The following is a 21,106-nucleotide window of genomic DNA, read 5'->3' on the forward strand; positions in this document are numbered from 1 at the left end:
GATCATCCGTGGCAGCGATCGAACGACCGCTGCCACAAGGTCTATGTGGAAAATGGCATCAGCAATAAGGAATACCGGTGGCACGTCGTAACCAACACAGCCGCGAGGAACTGCAGGCGCTGGCCGTTCATGCGGTGCGTGAACTGGTCGCGGAACAGGGACTGGCGAAACTCAGCGTGCGCAAGGTGGCGGAGCGCATCCGTTATACCCCGGGCATGCTGTATCACGTGTTCGCCAACCTGGATGACCTGATCCTGCATGCCAACGCGGCCACCCTGGATACCCTGCTGGCGGAGATGGAAACCGACACAACCGCCTCCCCTCAGCAAGCCCTGCACCACATGGCCAGCGCTTACCTGGACCTGGCCCGGGAGCAGACCGCCCTGTGGCAGATGGTCTTCATGCATCGCATGCAGAAGGCGGCGCCGGTACCGGACTGGTATCTGCAGCGCACCGCCCAGCTGTTTGCCCAGGTGGAACAACAAGTGGCCCGACTGGCCCATGGCCAATCCGGCCCGGAGATCCACCTGGCCGCCCGCACCCTGTGGAGCAGCGTCCACGGCATCGCCGTACTGGCGGCGGAAAACAAGCTGGATGTGGCTGGGGATGTGGATGAGCAGGCCATGCTGGATTCGTTGCTGCAGCATTACCTGAATAGCTGGCCGGGAAAGTAACAAGCTACAAGCGTCAAGCTGCAACGCGAATCACCGCTACGGGTAATTGAAGACGCAACCGCCGCGCCCGGATTTTCAGCGCGGAACACTGAGCGCTCAGGCTGCGAAAAGCTATTCTCGTGTTGGAGCTTGAAGCTTGTCGCTTGCAGCTTCTCCTGAAATAAGGATGAAAAGGCGAAAAAATGAAAAAAGGGTTGTTCTCTCTGCTGGCGTCACGCCGCTTCGGGCCTTTCTTCTTTACCCAGTTTCTCGGGGCTTTCAACGACAATGTCTTCCGCCAGGCATTGATCCTGCTGATTGCCTCCGGTGCAGTCACCGCCGTCAGCGTCAACACCCTGAACAACGTGGCCCTTGCCTTGTTTATCCTGCCCTTCTTCCTGTTCTCGGCCCTGGCTGGTCAGGTGGCGGACAAGTACGACAAGGCGTCGCTGGTCCGCAAGATCAAGTTCGTGGAAGTCTGCATCATGTCCGCCGCTGCCGTTGGCTTCTTTTTTGATGCGGTGTATTTCCTCCTTGGCGTACTGTTTTGCATGGGTCTGCAATCCACCTTCTTCGGGCCGATCAAATACTCCATCATTCCCCAGCAGCTGGATGACAAGGAACTGGTATCCGGTAATGCGCTGGTAGAAATGGGCACCTTCCTGGCCATTCTGCTGGGCTCCATTTCCGGGGTGCTGTTGAAGATGGACGGTGTGGGCGATGGGGTGGTGGCGATCACGGTGGTGGGCCTGGCCTTGCTTGGTTACCTGGCCGCACGTGGCATTCCTTCGGCCCCGGCGGCGGACGATGGCCTGAAGATCAACTGGAACCTGTGGAAGGAAACCTGGCATATCGTCGGCTATGCCCGCGAGGTGAAATCCGTCTGGATGTGTGTGCTGGGCATCTCCTGGTTCTGGTTTCTCGGCGCCGCCTATACCACCCAGCTCAAGGTCTACGTGGACGACTACCTGCTGGGCACCGACGGTCTCTACGCGGTGCTGCTGGGTACCTTCTCCATCGGCATCGGCCTGGGTTCCTTTCTCTGTGAAAAGCTGTCCGGCAAACGGGTAGAGCTGGGGTTGGTGCCGCTGGGCTCCATTGGCCTGAGCGTATTCGGGGTGGATCTGTTCTTTTCCTATGCCGGGCTGCAAGGCAATGGCCAGGTAGATATCGCCGGCTTCTTGCAACAGGCGGGCGGCTACCGGGTGTTGATGGACCTGCTCGGTATCGGCGTGTTCGGTGGTTTCTATATCGTGCCGTTGTTCGCGTTTATCCAGCACCGCAGTAACCCCAAACACCTGTCACGGATCATTGCCGCCAACAACATTCTCAATGCCTTGTTGATGGTGGGCTCGGCGGTGGCCGGCATCGTCCTGGTGGGTGTGCTGGAACTGACCGTGCCCCAGTTCTTCCTGGCGCTAGCGCTGGCCAATGTCCTGGTCGCCAGCTACATCTATACGGTGGTGCCGGAATTCCTCATTCGCCTGCTGGTATGGATGCTGACCCATACCATGTACCGGGTGAAGCACCATGGCATGGAACATATTCCTGACGAGGGCCCCTGCCTGCTGGTGTGCAACCACGTGAGCTATGTGGATGCCCTGCTGTTGGCCGGAGCGATTCGCCGGCCGGTGCGCTTTGTCATGTTCAAACCGATCTATGACATGCCGGTCCTGAATTATATTTTCCGTACCGGCAAGACCATCCCCATCGATTCCAAGGTTCGTAACCCGGCGATTTATGAGCGGGCTTTCGTGCGCATTCGCGAGGAACTGGAGGCCGGCGAAGTGGTATGCATCTTCCCGGAAGGCAAGCTCACCGACGACGGCGAGGTGGCTGAATTTCGCGCCGGGGTTGAAAAGATTGTCGCCGATTACCCGGTGCCGGTGATTCCCATGGCACTGTCCGGTCTGTGGGGCAGTTTTTTCAGCCACAAGGGGGGCAAGGCCCTCACCCGGCTGCCGCGCCGCTTCTGGTCTCGTATCAAACTGGCGGTGGGGGGCGCGGTGGCACCGGAACAGGTACGTGCGGATGACCTGCGCGAACGCGTTATGGGGTTACGCGAAAGGCCCTGAATGTAGGGCGTTGCGTAAAACATACGGACAGTAACTTGCACTAAAATAAAAACCGAGCACACTCAATAATAAAGCGGTCTTTGTTTATCTCAGGCAATATCGGGAAAACGTCGATAAGCCACCAAGACCCGAAACCACAATAAGAACAGGAAACAACCGTGTCTGATTCCCCACTCTCGCCCGCAGCCCTGCGGGCGCGAATACAGCATTTGTTGTATCAGTTACCACCGGTGCAGCGTGCCGATGAACGTCTGCATCAAGTGGAACAGGATGTCCTGCAGGGACTGAAACACCGCCTGGAAGGGTTGGAGCCGCCCGGTAGTCTGGGTGGCGTAGCGGACAGTTTTCAGCAGTTGCTGGAAGTGTCTATGGAGCAGAGCCAGGAGCAGGCTCGTTCCATGTTGACCAGCCAGGTTCTGGCCGGCACTACGGCCGATGAGGCCCGCTTGTTGGCCGCCCTGTCCGATGGCAGTGGGTTTCCCATGCTGACGCTGTTCACCGGCGGCCGCCTGTCCCGCGGGGAAGTGTTGCACCGACATTCCAATATTGGTCGGGCTGCCGGTATTCAATGCACGGATTTCATCGCCTTTTATCTGAGCCGCCTGTTTGCCCGCGGCCTGGTGGTGGCATCTGGCTTCAGTGAGGAGCGGCGCATGGATTACGAACTGCTGGAAGGTGACAGCGATTATCGCAAGGCGGAAGCGGCGCTGAAAGCGCACTCTCCGAAATTGAAAGTGCGCCGTGAAACTCTCCACATCAGCCCGGTGGGCAGCAAGGTGTGGGCGTTGTTGAGCGAAGCCGCAGTGAGTGAGGAGTAGCCTGTGATTACCGATCTCAATCTGATTATGGCTGATATTCAGGCCAACTGGCTGCTCTATCTGGCCATGCCGTTTGTGGCCGCCGCCATTGGTTATTACACCAAGGTGGTGGCCATCAAAATGATGTTCAAACCCCTGAAATTTGTGGGCTGGCGGCCGTTTCTCGGCTGGCAGGGTATCGTACCGAGCAAGGCCGCCACCATGGCCAGCATCGCCTGCGACCTGATGATGGAGCGGCTGCTAAAGCCCGAAGATGTCTTCAACAAGCTGGATCCGCAGCGGGTGGTGCAGGAAATCCGCGAACCACTGATCCAGTCTGTAGAAGACATAACCCGCGAGGTGGCTGCCGAATACCAGCCGGGGCTGTGGGAATCCTCCCCGGAATCGGTGAAGAACCTGATTATCCAGCGCATCCAGAAAGAAGCGCCGAACATGGTCGAGCAGATCATGACGGATATCAAAAGCAACATCACCCGGGTGTTCGATCTCAAGGACCTGGTCACCAGTGCGCTGGTGCGCGACAAGGAACTCCTTAACCGGGTGTTTCTGGAAGCCGGCCATGTGGAGTTCAAGTTCATCCGCAACTCCGGCATCTATTTCGGTTTTGCCATCGGTATTGTTCAGGCCATCGTCTGGGCCTTCACCCATAACATCTGGGTGATTCCGCTGTTCGGTCTGTTCACCGGCTGGTTTACCGACTGGTTGGCGTTGAAGATGATCTTCAATCCGAAACAGCCGGTGCGTTATCTGGGACTGTTCGAATGGCAGGGCCTGTTCCTGCGCCGCCGCAAGCAGGTGGCGGCCCGCTATGGGGAACTGGTGGCCACGGAGATCGTCACGCCGGCGGCGGTGATCGGTGCCATCCTCACAGGCCCCATGTCCGACCGATTGTTCGGCCTGGTCCAGAAACAGGTGCAGCGCACCATGGATGAACAGGCCGGCCTGGCCAAGCCGCTGGTGGTATTCGCCGTGGGCAGCACCCGGTATCAGGAAATGAAGCGCTCCGTGTCCGAGAAGGTGATGCAGCACCTGCCGGAAACCCTTACCCACATGGAAGCCTATGCCGAAGAAGCCATGGACCTGAAGAATCTCCTGGTAGAGAAAATGCAGGAGCTTACCGAAGAGGAATTCGAGGGGTTGCTCAGGCCGGCCTTCCAGCAGGATGAATGGATTCTGATTACCGTGGGGGCGCTACTCGGCTTCCTTGTCGGTGAGATGCAGGTGCATGTGATGCTCCACTTTGCGGTACCGGTGGGGTAAATGACGAGTAGCAAGGTACGAGTTGCGAAACACCGGCAAGTCTGGGGTTTTCGCAACTCGTAACTCAACTCACCCCGGACTTTTTTATTGCAACCTGATTGATACGCCTTGCATGTGGTTCTCCCCACTATCGACCGTATCCTCAAATGTAAGACATTGACCACTATTCTTTCCTGGGGCGCCCTCTAGAATATCCTCCTTTTAAACTGACTCTCTGGGGGAACCTCATGCTTAAGGACAAACTCAAGGGCATCCTGCCCTTACCGGGATTGATCGGGACCGTCATCGGTGTATTGGCACTGGTGTTTGTGGCCAACAAATCCATCTTTTATGCCGAGCCGGGCTATGTGTACCACGTGCGCACTATCACCGGGCAGGAACAGGTGGTTTCCGACGTGGGCTACCAGTTCTTCCTCTTCGGCCGCTGGAATTCCTGGAAGCGGGCGTTGACCGTACAGGCGGTGAAGGGAGGCACGGAAGACCTGGCCTATGTGGAGGTCGAAAGCTCGGAAACCTCCGCTGCCCTGCCGCCGCAAAATATCATGTTCCTGGATCAGGTGGACGCCAATGCCCAGGCCACCGTGCGCTTTACGATCCCCTCCGACAAAGAGAGCTTCCTGCTGCTGGCCCATGAATATCGCACCCCGGAAAACCTGCTGCGTACCGCGCTTATCCCGGCGTTCAAGGAAACCCTGCAGGCCAATGCGTCGCTGATGAGCGCCGAAGAGTACTACTCCGGGGGGCGTACCGAGTTCAACACCGAATTCGAAAACCAGATGATCAATGGCATCTACATCGTGCGTCGCGAAGAAATCAGCGAAAAGAGAGTCAAAGAAGTCAAAGGCAGCGCCAACGTGGCATTGGGGACTCAGCAGAAAGACTACGGTGATGATTCCAAGGTGGTTTTCGTGGTTCGCAAAATGCTGGATGAAACCGGTATCCCCCGGCGCAAGTCCCAGCGATTTATTGATTATGGTGTGTCCGTGGTCGAAGCCCGTATCACCCAGATGGATCCGAACCAGCGTTTTGTAGAGCGCATGCAGCTCAAGCAGAAAGCGTCCGCGGATCGCGCTATCGCCCGCGAACAGCGGGTGCAGGAAGAAGAGCAACGGTTACTGGCGATCGCCCGCGGTGAACGGGAAGTGGCCGAGCGTCAGGCCAAGGCCAAAGTGGACCAGATTCAGCGCACCACGGAAGCGGAAACCGAAAAACAACTGGCTATCACCGAAGCCGTGAAGAATCAGGAACAGGCCGAAATCGACAAGCAGACCGCCCAGGTGAATCTGGACAAGGCCCGCATCGAAGCAGAAACCCGACGTACTTTGGCCGATGCAGAGGCCTATCAGAAGAAAGCGGTGCTGCAGGCGGATAACGCCCTGGCGCAGAAGCTGGATGCGGAAATCGAGATCCAGAAAATCTGGGCAGAAGCCTTCGCCCAGCGCAAGGTCCCGCAGTATGTCTTTGGTGGTGGCAACGGTAATACGCCGACCGGCTCGGATTCCGAAACCAAGGCCTTCATGCAGTTGCTGACCCTGGATGCGGCCAAGCGGCTCAACTATGACCGGGATGTGAAGAATTAAGCGTAAAAGCAAACTCCTGCAGCAGTATCGAAGACGCTGTAGGAGTTCCTCTTGAGGGACGAACTACCCAGGATGTGCCGTTGCGGGAATGACGACCCAGTTGGCTGCGTAATGTTGGATAGCCGACAAAGCAGAGGTTAAATGTTCCTCACTGGCACTCGGGTTCACACCTTGAGAGGCGCTCCTGCAGCAGTGTCACTTGCTCCTCTTTCCCCGAAGCCGCTACAGTACCCCCATGCTGCAAATCACTCCCAACCTGTCCCTGGCGGAACAGGAAATCGACCTTCAGGCAATCCGCGCTCAGGGCAGCGGCGGCCAGAACGTGAACAAGGTCGCCTCCGCGATTCATCTGCGCTTCGATATCCGCGCCTCCTCCTTGCCGGAACGCTACAAGGAACGCCTGTTAGCGCTCAGTGATCAGCGCATCACCAGCGATGGCGTGGTGGTGATAAAAGCCCAGCAGTTTCGCACTCAGGAAATGAACAAGGAAAATGCCCTGACCCGGTTGGCCCAGTTGATCAAAAGCGTGACGGTGGAACAGAAAAGCCGTAAGGCCACCCGCCCCACCCTGGGCAGCAAGCGACGGCGCATGGACAGCAAAACCAAACGCGGCAAAACCAAATCCCTGCGCGGCAAGGTGGATCCGGGCTGAAAGCTGCATGGCGTAGCTGCGCTTTCTTATTATCTGAAGCCGTCATTCGCGTTGCAGCTTGTGGCTTGAAGCTTGCCACTGTATTGACACAAACCGCCTCTCCCTTGGCGCTATCTGACCGCTCTCTTCACGCCCCCTTTTGTTAAGCTTGGATTCGCTGATTTCACCACGGAGCCGAATCCATGAAAGCTGTCACCACATCAGGCTGGGGCCTGTCTGCCAAACTGGTTCTGAACACTATCTCCGCGCCCAGCCGCCTGGGGCCCAATGATGTGCTGGTGCAGGTGCATGCGGCGTCCGTGAACCCCAAGGACTGGAAGCTGAACTACCATGCGGCGGTGGCGTTTACCCCCCTGCTGGTCAACAAGTTGCCGCCCTTTTTCGGTGACGACCTGGCCGGCGTGATTATCGACAAGGGCGGTAAGGTGCGGGACTTCGAGATCGGCGATGCGGTGTACGGGATGGACATGCGCCCGCGCACCGCGTCCCTGGCGGAACTGACGCGCATCGATCAGAAGCGCATCGCCAAAAAACCGTCGTCGCTGACGTTCCAGCAGGCAGCTTCCATGCCACTGGCGGCGCAGACGGCCTTGCAGGGGCTGCACAAGGGCAAGGCAGAAGCCGGCAAGAGAGTATTGATCATCGGCGCCTCCGGTGGTGTCGGCACCTTCGCCGTGCAGATCGCCAAGGCCATGGGCTTACACGTTACCGGGGTCTGCAGTGGCCGCAACGCTGACTTCGCTCGCGAACTGGGTGCCGACGAGATCATCGACTACACCCAGGGCGACTACCGCCACACCGCCGGCGCCTTCGATCTGGTCTTCGACGTGACCTCCTACGAATCCCCGCGTACCTGTGATGCCCTGATCGCTGAAGATGGCTGGTTCGTCTCCACCGGGGGTGACGCCCGCTCCATGCTGATCACACCGTTCTACCGTGTGTTTGGCAAGCACTGCGGCACCGTGGTGGTGGAGTCCTGGAAACGGGATCTGGACACCCTGTCGGGCCTGGTGGAAAGCGGCAAACTGCGCCCCATCATCGACAGCGTTTTTTCTCTGGCGGAAAGCCAGCAAGCTTATGATCGCAGCCGCACTGGCCGCTGTCGGGGCAAGGTGGTGATTGAGGTGCTGGCCTGAAGGAAAGGAATTGTTGGCGCCTTGCTCGCAAGGCGAATTGCCTTGAGGTTTGAGCCCTTCGCGTTGCGAGCAAAGCTTCAACGGCTAGCGGAACCGACAGTCAGTGATCGTTACGCCGATCCCGATATCTTTGCCCTCGCCGCATGCAGTTTCTTATAGCTTTCAGTAAGACGCTGATGCTTCTCTAGGCCTTCAAGCTGCATGTTGGTGGGCGTGAGGCCGTGGAAACGTACCGTGCCATTCACTGATCCCACCACTGCGTCCATGGTGTCATTACCAAACATGCGCTGAAAGTTAACCAGATAATCGTCCAGTTCCAGCTCGTCGTCCAGGGTGATTTCCAGCACCGCGCGCATGGCCTGATAGAACAGCCCGCGTACCACCGTGTTGTCGTTGAACTGCAGGAACATGTCCACCAGTTCCAGCGCTTCTTCATGACGCTGTAGTGCCAGGTTGATCAGCAGTTTCAGTTCCAGCACGGTGAGCTGACCCCACACGGTGTTCTCGTCGAACTCGATACCGATCAGGGTAATGATGTCGGTGTAGTTGTCGATCTGGCTTTCTTCCAGCCGCTCTGTCAGCTGGCTGAGCTGGTCGTCGCTGAGGCGGTGCAGGTTGAGAATGTCTTCCCGGTAATCCAGCGCCATGTTGGTGTTGTCCCAGATCAGGTCTTCCACCGGGTATACCTCGGAAAAGTCCGGCACCAGAATCCGGCAGGCCGGTGCACCCAGTTGGTCGTACACCGCCACATAGGCTTCCTTTTCCAGATCGTCGAGAATGGCGAACAGCCGCGCGGCTTCCTCGTCATTGCTGCCGGAAAAATCCCACTCGCAGAATTCCTCGTCCGCCTGGGCACTGAAGAAGCGCCAGCTCACCACCCCGGTGGAATCAATAAAGTGCTCCACGAAGTTATTGGGTTCGGTGACTTCCTGGCTGTTGAAGGTGGGCGGCGGCACATCGTTGAGACCTTCGAAACTGCGGCCCTGCAGCAGCTCGGTGAGGCTGCGCTCCAGCGCCACCTCGAAACTCGGGTGGGCGCCGAAGGAGGCAAACACCCCGCCGGTGCGTGGGTTCATCAGCGTCACGCACATGACCGGGAACTGCCCGCCCAGGGAAGCGTCCTTCACCAGCACCGGGAAGCCCTGTTCTTCCAGTGCCTGGATGCCTTCCACAATCGCCGGGTACTTGGCCAGCACGGCCTCGGGGACATCCGGCAGGGTAATTTCTTCCTCGATGATGTGCTTCTTCACCGCTCGCTCGAAGATTTCCGAGAGGCACTGCACCTGGGCTTCGGCCAGGGTATTGCCCGCGCTCATGCCGTTACTGAGGAACAGGTTTTCGATCAGGTTGGACGGGAAGTACACCGTCTCGCCATCGGAGTGGCGCGTGAAGGGCAGAGAGCAGATGCCCCGGTCCGCCCGTCCGGAGTTGGTGTCAATCAGGTTGGAGCCGCCCAGCTCTCCTTCCGGGTTGTAGATGCCCAGGCAGTAGTGATCCAGGATTTCCGTCGGCAGCGCATCGTTGGGTCCGGGCTTGAACCACTTCTCATCGGGATAATGTACGAAGTCGCTGTTGGCGATCTCTTCGCCGAAGAACTGGTCGTTGTAGAAGAAGTTGCAGTTGAGCCGCTCGATAAACTCGCCCAAAGCAGAACACAACGCTGCTTCCTTGGTGGCGCCCTTGCCGTTGGTAAAGCACATGGGCGAGGCCGCATCGCGGATATGCAGGGACCACACGTGGGGGACGATATTGCGCCAGGACGCGATCTCGATCTTCATGCCCAGGTCTTCGAGGATGGCGCTCATGTTGGCGATGGTCTGCTCCAGCGGCAGATCCTTGCCCTCGATAAAGGTGCGGTTTGCCTCGTCCGGCGTCACCATCAGCAGCGCCTGGGCATCCTCGTCCAGGTTCTCCACCTGCTCGATCTGGAATTCCGGCCCGGTCTGGATCACCTTCTTCACCGTGCAGCGATCAATGGAGCGCAGAATTCCCTGCCGGTCCTTGTCGGAAATATCCTCCGGCAGCTCGACCTGAATGCGGAAAATCTGGTTATAACGGTTTTCCGGGTCGACGATATTGTTCTGCGACAGGCGGATATTGTCCGTGGGGATATCCCGCGCCTTGCAGTACACCTTCACGAAATAGGCCGCACACATGGCCGACGACGCCAGGAAATAATCAAACGGACTGGGCGCCGAGCCATCGCCCTTGTAGCGGATAGGCTGATCAGTGATAACGGTGAAGTCGTCGAACTTGGCTTCCAGGCGCAGGTTATCGAGGAAGTTGACGTTGATTTCCATGGTGGGGCTACCGGGTTTGAGAAATGGCGGGCGTTGGGGCGCCATTATCCCGTTTTTAAGGCCTGTCGTCTTGCATGGAGAGCAAGGAATCTCCCTGCCAAGGTCGGGCATGGGCAGGGTGAGCCACCGCGGCCAAGGCCCATTTGTAGCGCTGATGGCCCGCCAGCAAGGACTTTTTGCATAAGCAGAGGCATGGGTGTGCGACAAAATGCCACATGTCCGTGCCGCAGAAATACCCATAGAATTCGCCGCCGCTGAGGTGCAAACCACTCACCACTCTGCGTCGGGTCTCTGGGGAAACTGTTATGTTGTCATCACCACACAAACCGCTGCTTGCCTGTCTGGGCCTGTTACTGTCGTTTGATCTCATTGCGGCAGAGGATGATGCGCATATCCTGGCGCCGGTGACCGTACAGGGTAAGGCGAAAGACGCCACGGTAGAGACCAAAATCGAGCTGCAACGCGAGCAGGCCCTGACGCCGGGTGCTGTCAGCCTGGTGGAAGCGGAAGACCTGAACGAGCGCAACGTGGTCAGTATTGGTGACATGCTGCGTTATGTGCCGGGCATCTGGACGGCCACTGGCGCCACCGGCGATTCCACCTTCATCTCCAGCCGCGGCTCCAACCTGGATGCCACCAACTTCGATGGCAATGGCGTCAAACTGATGATTGATGGCTTGCCGGTGACCGCTGCCGATGGCAACAACCACAACAGTTTTATTGATCCGCTGGCCGCCCGCTACGCGGTTATCGCCCGGGGTGCCAATGCCCTCACCTATGGCGCCAGCACGCTGGGTGGGGCCATCGACTTCGTCAGCCCCACGGCCCGTACCACCGATAACCAGATCTCTTTGAGTGGAGGGAGCCACGGCACCGTACAGAGCCGTATCACAGGCGGCGCCGTTGCCGGGAATGTCGATGGTCTGGTGACGGTAGAACAGCGCAGCTACGATGGCTTCCGGGATCACCAGGAACAGCAGCGTGGCAGTGTCTATGCCAACACCGGCTGGCAGATCAGCGACACGGTGGAGAACCGCTTCTACTTCTCCTATACAGACAACGACCAGGAGCTTGCCGGCTCACTCACGCGGGCCCAGTTTGATGCGGACCCTTATCAGGCGGGGAAAGACAACGAGCGCGGCAACTTCCTGAAGAATGTGGAAACCTGGCGTGTGGCCAATCGCACTCGCTGGCAGCTCAGTGACAGCAGCAATCTGGTGGTGGGTTTTTCCTTCGAGGACCAGTCGCTCTATCACCCGATTGTCGGTGGGGCTGGCCCCGGCGGGTTTAGCCTATTAATCGACAACGATCAGACCACCTTGGGCACCACCGTGCGTTACGACAAGCAGCTGGGTAACCATGATATTCTGCTGGGGCTCAATTACGGCGAAACCTGGGTGAAAGGCGGCAACTACTCCCACACCGGCGGTATCCGCGATGCCCTGGTCACCAAGGTGGATAACAAGGCGGACAATCTGGAAGTCTTCGCCATGGACCGCTGGCACTTTGCCGAGCGCTGGACCCTGGTCTACGGCGCCCAGGCGGTCACCGGCACCCGGGAAGTGGATAATGTGAGGGTATCGTCCGGTGCGGAACGCAATCCGAACGATACCTACGAATCCTTCAATCCACGCCTGGGTGTCATTTACCAGGTGGCCGATCGCAGTGAACTGTTCGCCAACGTCAGCAAACTCTACGAAGCCCCCACCCTGTACGAACTGGAAGATGAGGCACAGGGAAACAACGACACCCTGGACGCCATGCAGGGTGTGGTCGGCGAAGTGGGAACCCGTGGTGTGGCGCCGCTTGGCCAGGATAGCGAGTGGAACTGGGAAGTAGCGGTTTACTACGCCCAGATCGAGGATGAAATTCTCTCTGTTGAAAAGCCGTCTGCACCGGGCACCAGCCTGGTTACCAACGTGGAAGACACCATCCACGCCGGGGTGGAAGCCCTGGTGGGCGCCAGCTTTTCGCTGGGTAACGGCAACCACCGTATCGAGCCACTGCTGAGCCTTACCTACAACGACTTCACCTTCGACAACGACCCGCTCTACGGCGACAACCATTTGCCGGTGGCCCCGGACTTCTTTATCAAGGGCGAAGTCATGTATCGCCATGCCAACGGCTTCTTTGCCGGCCCCACCTTCGATGTCGTCGATGACCGTTTTGCCGACTTTGAAAACAGCTATGAAGTGGACGGCTATGAACTGCTGGGCTTGCGTACCGGTGTCACCCGTGATGGCTGGGAAGTCTACCTGGAAGGCCGTAATCTCACCGACGAAGCCTATGTGTCCAACCTGAGTGTGCGTGAAGATCTGAGCAATGCGGTTGCTGCCAGAGACGCGGCCATTCTTCAGGCTGGCGAACCACGGTCCGTCTACGCCGGTGTGCGGTTTGATTTCTAGATCCGGCCAGGCCAGGAGAGCAGCATGACAGGTAGCGCATCCGCACCATCCCGCGCCGGACGTTTCTACCGGGCCGTATGGCGCTGGCACTTTCTGGTGGGTGTGCTGGTGCTGCCCTTCCTGTTTCTGCTGGCATTCAGCGGCTTGCTGATGTTGTTAAGCAAGCCATTGGACACGGCGCTCAACCAATCCCTGCAGACGGTGGAAGCGGGCGCCGATCCCCTGCCCGCTTCAGTGCTATTGCAGACCGTCGAGCAACAATACCCGCACGCTGCGGTGAAATTATATCTGCCACCTCAGGGCGCGGATCAGTCGGCGCGGTTTTCCCTGCAGCCCCATTTCCATGCGGGGCATGGCGGCCACCATGCCCCGGCGACGGTGGTGTATCTGAATCCCTACACCGGCGAGCTGCTCGGGGACCATGACCCGGCAGCAAGCCTGTATGCCCGTATCAAGGAGTTCCATGGCTCGCTGTTTCTGGGCGACCTGGGTGACGCGCTGATCGAAATCGCTGCCGGTCTGGCCGTGTTGATGATTATTACCGGCCTCTATCTGGCCTGGCCAAAGGGCGGGCTGCGTGTGCTGATGCCGTCTCGCTCCCTTCGCAACCGCGAGGACTGGCGTGGCTGGCACTTGAGTATCGGCTGGCTGATTGCGCTGCCGCTGCTGTTCTTCCTGATTTCCGGGTTGGCCTGGACCAATATCTGGGGTGGCCAGCTGGTACAACCCTGGGGCTCCCTGCCTGGCACCGGTTTTGATGCCAGTAAGGGCACACCAACCGTGGTGCAAGAGCATGCCTCCATGAACGAGGCAGGCCTTCATCGTGTGCCCTGGGCGGTGGAGCAAACCCCCATGCCGCAGTCCACGCCAGGCAATCACCCCTTGCGCCTGGATGCTGTGGTCAGCGAGGCCCGCTCGCAGGGCTTTGGTAACTTCCGCGTACATTTCCCGCAGCAAGACAGTGGCGTCTGGACCGTCTCTGCCACCACCATTGCCGGTGATCTGACCAACCCGGGTGACGAGCGCATTCTGCATCTTGACCAGAGTACCGGGCAGGTACTGCAAGATATTCGCTTCGCCGACTACCCGGCCATGGGCAAGGCCATGGCCGCGTCCATCCCTTTCCACCAGGGTGACCTTGGCCTGTGGAACTGGCTGCTGAACCTGCTGCTGGTCACTCTGATTCTGGCACTGACCCTCACCGGGGGCCTCCTCTGGTGGAAACGACAGTCCCGCCGGGCGCCGCCTCGCTCTGAGCCAGCACCAGCGCGAACGGTGGCTGCGATCATGCTGGTGATCGCCGTCGCTTTCCCGTTATCCGCAGCGGCCCTGTTGGCGATCATCCTGGTGGATGCACTTTTGTCGATGCGGAAAGCCGATCCGACAACACCTTAGCAGCAACGTCTCTCCCCGCCCGGGCCGGGCAGGCAGTCTCGCCCGGCTCTACCTTTACCCTTCCGGCGCAAACCTTGATCCATATCTAAATCCGTCGCCCGGCCCCCTGCTAGCGTACATACCCCGCATCATCTACAGGAGACGGATCATGCGCATCGTATGGGGCCCGGCCTATGAACTGGGCATCCTGGTCATCGACCAGCAGCACAAACGCATCGTGGACTACATCAACGACCTGGATCGTATGGTCGGCGAGCCCGGCGCCCAACTGGGCGTGGCCCGTGTTCTCTATGATTTGGTGGACTACACCGAGTCACACTTCAGCTTCGAGGAAGCGCTCATGGAGCGGGCCGGTTATGACGAGCTGGATGACCACCACTCTCTGCACCGCAAGTTCACCTTTCATATCGAGTCCCTGATGCGCCGCCATGAAGAAGGCGTCGACGTGGCAGAGCCGCTATTGCAGGTGCTGGAGCAGTGGCTGCTACACCACATTCTCGAAGAAGATCGTGCCTATACGGAACAGGTACGGGATTTTATCGACGGTATTGGCCGTGAGCGCTTGGGTGGCTGGGTGAATGATAATTTACGCAAGCATTTCCGGGTGTCGTAGTCGTTATGGCGGCTAGCGCATTAATGGCGCTCTGATATCCACTGCCACCAAGGCGAGCTGTTGCGTTAGGCGAGGGATTACGCGGAGAATCAAGCGAGGACACACACAAAGTGAGGGAGTCACGAGTGGTAGAGTCGCGTCGCGTAACCGTGTTTTATGACGAGGTAATGCTCGGCCATAACCCTCAGGTGGATTTGCCCTTTCTTCCCAGCCGGGTGGAAAAGCGGGTAAGGAGTATTCTGGGTGGGCTGAATTTCAAATGGGACTACCCGGAACACCCCGGCCGGCTCACCGCCATCATGGACTTGCTCAAGCAGGAACCCATCCCCGGATTACAGTTCCAGTCAGGCTCGCCCGCCACCTACGAACAACTGGGGCGTGTCCACACCACCACCTACCTGGATCACATCTTTTCCCTGGCAGGCAAACGCGCCTGGCTGGACAGCGACACCACCGCCGTTTCACCGGAAAGTATTTCGGCAGCCAGCTCTGCGGCGGGCAATGCCATTGCCGCCGTGGAGAGCGTGGTGAAGGGCGAAACGAAAAGCGCATTCGCCCTGGTTCGTCCTCCCGGCCACCATGCCGAACCGGTGCGAGCGCGCGGGTTTTGTCTGTTCAATAACGTGGCCGTGGCAGCCGCCCATGCCCAGGCAAAACTGGGTTGCGAACGCATCCTGATTGTTGACTGGGATGTACACCACGGCAACGGCACCCAGGACATCTTCTGGGCCGACCCGGATGTGCTGTTCTTCGACACCCACTGCGCCGCGCCGTTTTACCCGGGCTCCGGTAACCTTAATGAGGTGGGCGCCGGCCTGGGTGAGGGCTATACGGTTAACGTTCCCTTGCCGGAAGCTTCTGGTGATATCGCCATGGAAAAAGCTTTCCGCGACATTTTGATTCCCGCTGCAGACCGTTTTGAGCCCGACCTGGTGCTGGTCTCCGCCGGCACCGATCCCCACCACAACGACATGGCGTTCAATCTGAGCTACGACGGCTTCGCCGCCCTCACCGGCATCGTCCAGGGCATTGCCGACAAACATTGTGACGGCCGCCTGGTACTGGTGCTTGAGGGTGGTTACAACCTGACCTCGCTCGCCCGGGGCGTGCATACCATGTTGACCGTAATGGCCGGCGCCGATGTGCCGGAACTGATGGAATGCGGATTACGTGAGGTGATGGAGGCGGCGGAGTTTCATCGGGATGCGTTTGAGGAGGAGTAGGGATTGCGGGTTGTGTGGGTAGTATTTTTTGCTATCTGTAACCGCTAAAGGTAGTCAAAAATTTCTGCACTTGTACATGATCAAAGGCCTTACCCATTTTCCTGTTTCGATCATGTCACGCTGGGCAGTTAACTGCCCGGTATGGCCAACCACTAAAACAGTATTCACCATGAAAGCATCATGGTGATGTGCTCTGTTTCCATCGTCACATCGGTGGAGTGGAAGCGGTGTTCGGTTCGTCAGGCGACGGAGCCAAACACCTGAATGATGTTGCCCAACCGCGCGGTAAACTTGTCGCCGCTGTTGAGTGGGCCGACGCCGGCGGGGGTGCCGGTGAAGACCACGTCGCCCGGTTCCAGGGTGAAGGTCTGGCTGATTTCGCGAAGCAGCTCGAAGGTGGGAAACAGCATCTGGCCGGTGTGACCGTGCTGGCGCACCTCGTCGTTGATTTCCAGGGTGACGTTGAGCTTCTGCTTAACTGAGATGCCACGGGCATCGATGAAGCCGGAGACCGGGGCGGCGCCGTCGAACGCCTTGGCCCGCTCCCAGGGGTGGCCTTTTTCCTTCAGTGTGTTCTGCACGTCACGCAGGGTCAGATCCAGGCCGACGGCGTAGCCGGCGATGCTGAAGCGGACGTTGTCCAGGTCGGCTTCCTTGTGAATCCGTTTGCCGATCAACACCACCATTTCCACTTCGTGGTGCACCTCGCCCTGCCCTTTGGGCAGTGCGAGAGGTTCATGCAGGCTCACCAATGCGGTGGCGGGCTTCATGAACAGAATGGGGGCATCCGGCACGTCATTGCCCAGTTCTCTGGCGTGGTCGGCGTAGTTGCGGCCCACGCACACCACTTTGCCCACAGGAATGTCGATGGGGGCGCCGTCGATCCAGCGGTGTTGGTAGCCGTCCTGATCCACCGGGGTGTTCACTGCATCAAACATCGAACAGTTTCCCGGGGTTCATGACGTTGTTGGGATCGAATACGTGTTTCACCGCTTTCATGCAGGCGATTTCTTCCGGGCTGCGAGAATATTCCAGGTAGGGTTTCTTGGTCATGCCCACGCCGTGTTCCGCAGAGATGGAGCCGTTGTATTTCTCGACAATCTCGAACACCCACTTGGAGACATTGTTGCACCGGGCGAAGAAATCTTCCTTGGCCAGGTCGGCGGGCTTGAGGATGTTCAGGTGCATGTTGCCGTCGCCGATATGGCCGAACCAGACGATCTCGAAGTCCGGGTAGGCGTCCTGCACCACGGTGTCGATGTCTTCCACGAAGTCCGGCACCTTGGAGACGGTGACCGAGATGTCGTTCTTGTAAGGGGTATGCGGGGCGATGGATTCGGAGATGCGCTCACGCAGCTGCCACAGCTGATCCAGCTGCTGCAGGGACTGGCTCATGACGCCGTCCAGCACCCAGCCTTCTTCCACACACTTTTCAAAGATGGCCATGGCCTGATCGCCGGTGGCTTCGGACAGTTGCTCGAATTCCAGCAGGCAGTAGAAGGGGCACTCGGTGTCGAAGGGCTTGGCCACGCCGTGTTCCAGTACGTGGGCCATGGCCTTGTCGGAAAAGAACTCGAAGGCGGTCAGGTCGATGTCCTGCTGGAAGGCGTGCAGGATCTTCATCACTTCGCGGAAACCCGGGGCGCCCAGTACCAGGGCGGTCAGGTCTTTCGGCTGGCGGGCCAGTTTTACGGTGGCTTCTACCACGAAGCCCAGGGTGCCTTCGGCGCCGATGAACAGGTGTCGGAAGTCGTAGCCGGTGGCGTTCTTGATCAGGCCCTTGTTCAGGTCCAGCAGGTCGCCCTTGCCAGTGATCACCTTCAGTCCGGTGATCCAGTCGCGGGTCATGCCGTAGCGGATCACCTTGATGCCGCCGGCATTGGTGCCGATGTTGCCGCCGATCTGGCTGGAGCCGGCGGAGGCGAAGTCCACCGGGTAGAACAGGCCCTTCTCTTCGGCGAACTCCTGCAACTGCTGGGTAATAACGCCGGGCTGCACGGTGACGGCGCGGTCGAATTCGTTGTAATCCAGCACCTTGTTCATGCGATCAAAGGCCACCACCAGTTCGTTGTTGGCGGCCACGGCACCGGCGGACAGGCCGGTGCGGCCCCCGGAAGGCACCAGGTGCAGGCCGTGATCATTGGCGATCTCCACGATCTGCTGCACTTCATCGATGGTCTCCGGCAGCGCTACCGCGCAGGGGGCCGGGGCCCATACCTTGGTCCAGTCGACCCCGTAGCGCTCCGCGCTTTGCGGGTCGGTAAGGAGGCGATTGCCAAGCAAATCAGTCAGTTGCTCCAGCGCAGCATGGGCATGGGCGGTCATCGACAGGTCTCCTGCAGGGGTAAAACGCACGATCTTGAGGCGTTCTCACGGCAACTTGAGCAATCCGACGGCGCGGCTGCTCTCAATTTGAGCGGGCTATGTTAACATACGCGCCCATTTCACAGGCTACCGAGACTTCAATCATGGCCGATACTTCTCTTGAGAAGGACAAGATCCGCGTTCTCCTGCTCGAGGGCATCCACGAAAATGCCGTGGAGAACCTGAAAGCGCACGGCTATAGCAATGTGGAGCTGCTGCCCACCGCGCTGACCGGCAACGATCTGGCAGACAAGATCAAGGATGCCCATTTCGTCGGCATTCGCTCCCGCACCCAGCTCACCGAAGAGGTGTTCCAGGCGGCGGAGAAACTGATCGGCGTGGGTTGTTTCTGTATCGGTACCAATCAGGTGGATCTGAATGCCGCCTTGAAGCGTGGTATCCCGGTATTCAATGCTCCCTATTCCAACACCCGCTCGGTGGCCGAGCTGGTGATTGCCCACACCATCAACCTGATGCGCGGCATTCCCGAGAAGAACGCCTCCGCCCACCGCGGTGGCTGGCTGAAGTCTGCCAAGGACAGCTACGAAATCCGTGGCAAGACCCTGGGTATCGTGGGTTACGGCAACATCGGCGCCCAGGTGTCGGTGCTGGCCGAATCCATGGGCATGAAAGTGAAGTTCTACGACGTGATTCCCAAGTTGCCGCTGGGCAATGCCGAGCAGGTGAGCAGCCTCACCGAGCTGTTGGGTCAGTCCGACGTGGTCAGCCTGCACGTGCCGGACACCGCCGCCACCCGCTGGATGATCAAGGAAGAACAGATTCGCGCCATCAAGCCCAAGGGTTACCTGATCAACTATGCCCGCGGCAAAGTGGTGGACATTGATGCCCTGGCCGGCGCCCTGCGTGATGGCCACCTGTTGGGCGCTGCCATCGACGTGTTCCCGGAAGAGCCCAAGGGTAACGACGACGAGTTCATCAGCCCGCTGCGTGAATTCGACAACGTGATCCTGACCCCGCACATCGGTGGCTCTACCCAGGAAGCCCAGGTGAACATCGGTACCGAAGTGTCCGAGAAGCTGATCCGCTACTCCGATAACGGCGCCACCCTGGGCGCGGTGAACTTCCCGGAAGTGGCCCTGCCGGCGCACCCGGACATGCACCGTCTGCTGCACATTCACAAGAACGTGCCCGGCGTGCTCACCCAGATCAACACCGTGTTCTCCGAGAACGGCATCAACATCTGCGGTCAGTACCTGCAGACCAATGAGGAAATCGGTTACGTGGTCATCGATGTGGACAAGGGCTACAGCCAGCTGGCGCTGGAGAAGCTGCGCACCATCGACGGCACCATCCGTACCCGGGTGTTGTTCTAGACCAGCGGCTGTTTCTCGGGGAGCGGCTGTTCGGGCCCTCCCCCGGAACTGTGAAACGCTCGACAAAAAGCCGGTGGCGGGCTACCTTGCCTGCTCCGGCTTTTTTCGTATCTGACTATGAGACAACTCAGGAAAGGATGCCTGTTGGTTGCAGGGCTGCTGGCATTGTCCGGCTGTGCCACAAACTCCCTGTTTGTGCCCTACCCCAATCAGGCCCAGCAATGGAAGGCCTCGCTGGCCACCGCTCCGGTGACCCCGGCGGCCACCCAGAAGCTGGAAAAAGCGGCCAGTGGCGGCGACGGCGTGCTGTATCTGCAGGAACTGGGTCGAGTCAGTCAGCTTACCGGCCAGCGTGAACAGAGCCGCGAGGCTTTCGCCGGTGCCATTCAGAAATATGACGACGAAGACGCCAGCGCTCGTATCCAGGTGTCTTCCCTGACCGCGTCTGCCTCCTCACTGATTACCAACGATAATGCCCGCGGCTACATAGCGCCGGATTACGAACGCATCTTCACCCATGCCTATCAGGCCCTGAATTACTGGGATGCCAACGATCCCACCGGCACTGCCGTGGAATTGCGTGGCGCGGCCCTGGAGCAGCGGGTCGCCGCCGACAAGCGCGACAAGGAAATTGCCAAGGCCGAGGAAGCGGCGGAAGAAAACAACGTGGACCTGAGCCAGTTCGATGGCTATTTCCAGGGCATCAATGCGGTGGCCGGGGAGGTCAAGGCCAGCTTCCAGAATGCCTGGACCTTCTACCTGTCCGCCCTGTTCTGGGAAGCCCACGGTGAATACAACGATGCCCTGGTGGACTACAAGAAGGCGCTGGAGATCCACCCTGAGCTGGACATGCTCAAGGAAGACGTACAGCGAGTGTCCAATGCCATGAAGGGCCGTCCTGCCGAGGACGGCATGGTGGCAGTGCTCTACGAGCAGGGCTTCGTGCAGGCCCGGGAAGAATTCAGCCTGCCCATTCCCACCGTCCACGGTATCTTCTCGGTGGCCTTCCCCACCTATTCCCTGACCAGCAAGCCGCGCCCCAACAGCCTGCGGGTGCTGGACAGCGCCAGCCAGCCACTGGGGGAAACCGTAGTGCTGGCCGATGTGGGCGCCCTGGCCGCCAAGGATCTGAAAGAGCGGCTGCCCGGCATGCTGGTGCGCCAGACCCTGCGTGCCAACGCCAAGTACAACCTGCAGAAAAAGGCCAATGACGATTTCGTCCCACTGGCGGCCTTCGCCACCCAGCTTTATAACCTCGTCATGTAGCAGGCGGAACGGCGCAGCTGGTTGACTCCGCC

Annotated in this window: 16 protein-coding genes; 13 read left to right on the top strand and 3 right to left on the bottom strand. The window is 59.0% G+C overall.

The annotated features are described in order from the left end of the window. The first annotated feature begins 77 nt into the window (after positions 1-77). The 7 genes from ACFE0K_RS15085 (at position 78) to ACFE0K_RS15115 (ending at position 8,174) form a co-directional block, all read left to right on the top strand. A complete protein-coding gene (locus ACFE0K_RS15085; protein ID WP_434536844.1) occupies positions 78-674 on the top strand; it encodes a TetR/AcrR family transcriptional regulator in 597 nt (198 codons plus the stop codon). Between the two features lie 182 nt (positions 675-856). Continuing rightward, positions 857-2,728, top strand: a complete 1,872-nt coding sequence (locus ACFE0K_RS15090; RefSeq protein ID WP_434536845.1) for an MFS transporter — start codon at positions 857-859, stop codon at positions 2,726-2,728. 158 nt (positions 2,729-2,886) lie between these two features. Next, on the top strand, positions 2,887-3,546 hold the full coding sequence (locus ACFE0K_RS15095; RefSeq protein WP_434536846.1) for a hypothetical protein: 660 nt from the start codon (positions 2,887-2,889) through the stop codon (positions 3,544-3,546). Positions 3,547-3,549: 3 nt separating this feature from the next. Next, positions 3,550-4,806, top strand: a complete 1,257-nt coding sequence (locus ACFE0K_RS15100) for a DUF445 domain-containing protein (RefSeq protein ID WP_434536847.1) — start codon at positions 3,550-3,552, stop codon at positions 4,804-4,806. A 227-nt stretch (positions 4,807-5,033) separates the two neighbouring features. Beyond that, positions 5,034-6,386, top strand: a complete 1,353-nt coding sequence (locus tag ACFE0K_RS15105) for an SPFH domain-containing protein (protein WP_434536848.1) — start codon at positions 5,034-5,036, stop codon at positions 6,384-6,386. A gap of 235 nt (positions 6,387-6,621) precedes the next feature. Next, on the top strand, positions 6,622-7,038 hold the full coding sequence (arfB, locus tag ACFE0K_RS15110; RefSeq protein WP_434536849.1) for an alternative ribosome rescue aminoacyl-tRNA hydrolase ArfB: 417 nt from the start codon (positions 6,622-6,624) through the stop codon (positions 7,036-7,038). A 182-nt stretch (positions 7,039-7,220) separates the two neighbouring features. Next, positions 7,221-8,174 (top strand): NAD(P)-dependent alcohol dehydrogenase, encoded by a 954-nt coding sequence (locus ACFE0K_RS15115; protein WP_434536850.1) that lies wholly within the window; start codon positions 7,221-7,223, stop codon positions 8,172-8,174. A 110-nt stretch (positions 8,175-8,284) separates the two neighbouring features. On the opposite strand, the gene ACFE0K_RS15120 is transcribed toward ACFE0K_RS15115, so the two are convergent. Continuing rightward, complete coding sequence (locus ACFE0K_RS15120) at positions 8,285-10,474, bottom strand: OsmC domain/YcaO domain-containing protein (RefSeq protein ID WP_434536858.1); 2,190 nt, start codon at positions 10,472-10,474, stop codon at positions 8,285-8,287. Positions 10,475-10,779: 305 nt separating this feature from the next. Here ACFE0K_RS15120 and ACFE0K_RS15125 point away from each other — a divergent pair, with 305 nt between their 5' ends. From ACFE0K_RS15125 to ACFE0K_RS15140, 4 genes are all read left to right on the top strand, one after another. After that, positions 10,780-12,879 carry a TonB-dependent receptor family protein gene (locus ACFE0K_RS15125; protein ID WP_434536851.1) on the top strand — a complete coding sequence of 700 codons (2,100 nt, stop codon included), beginning with the start codon at positions 10,780-10,782 and terminating at the stop codon, positions 12,877-12,879. Between the two features lie 24 nt (positions 12,880-12,903). Further along, positions 12,904-14,274 (top strand): PepSY-associated TM helix domain-containing protein, encoded by a 1,371-nt coding sequence (locus ACFE0K_RS15130; protein WP_434536852.1) that lies wholly within the window; start codon positions 12,904-12,906, stop codon positions 14,272-14,274. A 148-nt stretch (positions 14,275-14,422) separates the two neighbouring features. Beyond that, positions 14,423-14,887: a bacteriohemerythrin gene (locus ACFE0K_RS15135; RefSeq protein ID WP_434536853.1), complete on the top strand. Its 465-nt coding sequence runs from the start codon at positions 14,423-14,425 to the stop codon at positions 14,885-14,887. A 125-nt stretch (positions 14,888-15,012) separates the two neighbouring features. Continuing rightward, positions 15,013-16,110: a histone deacetylase family protein gene (locus ACFE0K_RS15140; protein ID WP_434536854.1), complete on the top strand. Its 1,098-nt coding sequence runs from the start codon at positions 15,013-15,015 to the stop codon at positions 16,108-16,110. Positions 16,111-16,349: 239 nt separating this feature from the next. On the opposite strand, the gene ACFE0K_RS15145 is transcribed toward ACFE0K_RS15140, so the two are convergent. Both ACFE0K_RS15145 and ACFE0K_RS15150 read right to left on the bottom strand, forming a co-directional pair. Next, positions 16,350-17,048 (bottom strand): fumarylacetoacetate hydrolase family protein, encoded by a 699-nt coding sequence (locus ACFE0K_RS15145; protein ID WP_434536855.1) that lies wholly within the window; start codon positions 17,046-17,048, stop codon positions 16,350-16,352. Continuing rightward, positions 17,041-18,435, bottom strand: coding sequence for an FAD-binding oxidoreductase (locus ACFE0K_RS15150; RefSeq protein ID WP_434536856.1), 1,395 nt, complete (start codon positions 18,433-18,435; stop codon positions 17,041-17,043). The genes ACFE0K_RS15145 and ACFE0K_RS15150 overlap by 8 nt, the downstream gene beginning before the upstream one ends. A gap of 143 nt (positions 18,436-18,578) precedes the next feature. Between ACFE0K_RS15150 and serA the strand changes: the two genes are divergently transcribed. Beyond that, a complete protein-coding gene (gene serA / locus ACFE0K_RS15155; protein ID WP_035245729.1) occupies positions 18,579-19,808 on the top strand; it encodes a phosphoglycerate dehydrogenase in 1,230 nt (409 codons plus the stop codon). A 144-nt stretch (positions 19,809-19,952) separates the two neighbouring features. After that, positions 19,953-21,074 carry a COG3014 family protein gene (locus ACFE0K_RS15160; protein ID WP_434536857.1) on the top strand — a complete coding sequence of 374 codons (1,122 nt, stop codon included), beginning with the start codon at positions 19,953-19,955 and terminating at the stop codon, positions 21,072-21,074. Positions 21,075-21,106: the final 32 nt, after the last annotated feature.

The organism is Alcanivorax sp., from assembly GCF_051117345.1.
Lineage (GTDB): Bacteria > Pseudomonadota > Gammaproteobacteria > Pseudomonadales > Alcanivoracaceae > Alcanivorax.